Origin of the sequence: Meridianimarinicoccus marinus, assembly GCF_040689105.1 — a bacterium.
GTDB lineage: Bacteria > Pseudomonadota > Alphaproteobacteria > Rhodobacterales > Rhodobacteraceae > Meridianimarinicoccus > Meridianimarinicoccus marinus.
Map to the genome: position 1 here is coordinate 1 of NZ_JBFBVU010000078.1, position 1,192 is coordinate 1,192.

Sequence of the window (1,192 nt, forward strand, 5' to 3'; positions counted from 1 at the left end):
TATCTAAGTCCTATGACCTTCGAGGAGCGAGCTATGAAAGCTTAAGTTGCCGTCCACGAAACCGGCAGCAGGCCAGGATGGGGCAGGTACGGCACAGCAGCAATGATGCGCGTTTCCTGTCCCGGCTCCCGGGACTCCCCGAAAGGGGAGTGGAAACGACACATCATGTGTCAGTTCATACATTGGACGCTACAAATGGTATTACCGCTTGGCAAGGACCATTTTCAGTCCTTCCGACAGTAATAGACGACGTCTTGCTTCAAGGTGTCCGAGGGCGTCCACTCCGGGCACAAAGCTGATCCAGATAATCGGCCTACCAGTGCGCAATCTTGATGCGATCCTCTCAATGCGCACCCCGCGCATAGGCTCTGCGAATCTCGTTGCTTTCAACGTGAGCGCGCGCGCGTTCGATGGCATCTGCATTCCAAAGGCCAGATTCATTGGCGAGCGTGGAAAACGTGGCCCGAAAACCATGTGCCGTCATTTCGTCACCGCTGTACCCCATACGGCGCAGCGCGGCGTTCAGGGTGTTTTCGCTCATGCAGCGTTTGGAGGAACGGATAGATGGAAACAGATAGGTTCCCCAGCCGGTCAATTCCTGAAGCTCGCGCAGCTTGCTCAGCGCCAGCGGCGCAAGGGGCACCATATGAGGGCGCCGCATCTTGGCGCGATCTGCCGGAATGATCCAGATTGCCTTGTTCATGTCAATTTCCGACCACTCTGCCATCCGCAGTTCGCCCGGGCGCAAAGCGGTCATGGCCAGAAGTTGAAGGGCAAGCCGGGTTGCGGGTTGGCCATCGAAGCCTTCGATCGCCCGCATCATTGCGCCGACATCTGCGGGGTCGATCAATGCAGAGCGATGTTTGACCGGCGCCCGGGCCAAGGCATCCTTCAGGCCAAAGGTCGGATCGTTATCCGCAAGGCCAATGGCAATGGCATAGCGAAAGACCTGTCCTGCAGCCGAACGCATCCTGAGGGCGGATTCGTTCCGTCCTTTCGCCTCCATCTTCTTCAGCGGAACCAGGATGTCGCGGGCGGTGATCTGACGGATGGGATAGTCGCCGATATCTGCACAGAGCAACTTGTGCAGCCACGCGGTCTTGGCGAGGGTCGACGCCGATTTGCCTTCGAGGCGTTTCTATTCAAGCAGGTTTTCCGCAATCTTGACGAAGGTCTCGCCCTGTTGCGCCTG

1 protein-coding gene and 1 pseudogene are annotated in these 1,192 nt (G+C 57.8%); both read right to left on the reverse strand.

The window, feature by feature from the left end:
- Nucleotides 1–343 precede the first annotated feature (343 nt).
- Nucleotides 344–883, reverse strand: a complete 540-nt coding sequence (locus tag AB0T83_RS20230; RefSeq protein WP_435891201.1) for a tyrosine-type recombinase/integrase — start codon at nt 881–883, stop codon at nt 344–346.
- Between the two features lie 12 nt (nt 884–895).
- Nucleotides 896–1,114: pseudogene (locus AB0T83_RS20600) on the reverse strand (phage integrase central domain-containing protein); the annotation flags it as partial.
- Nucleotides 1,115–1,192 lie beyond the last annotated feature (78 nt).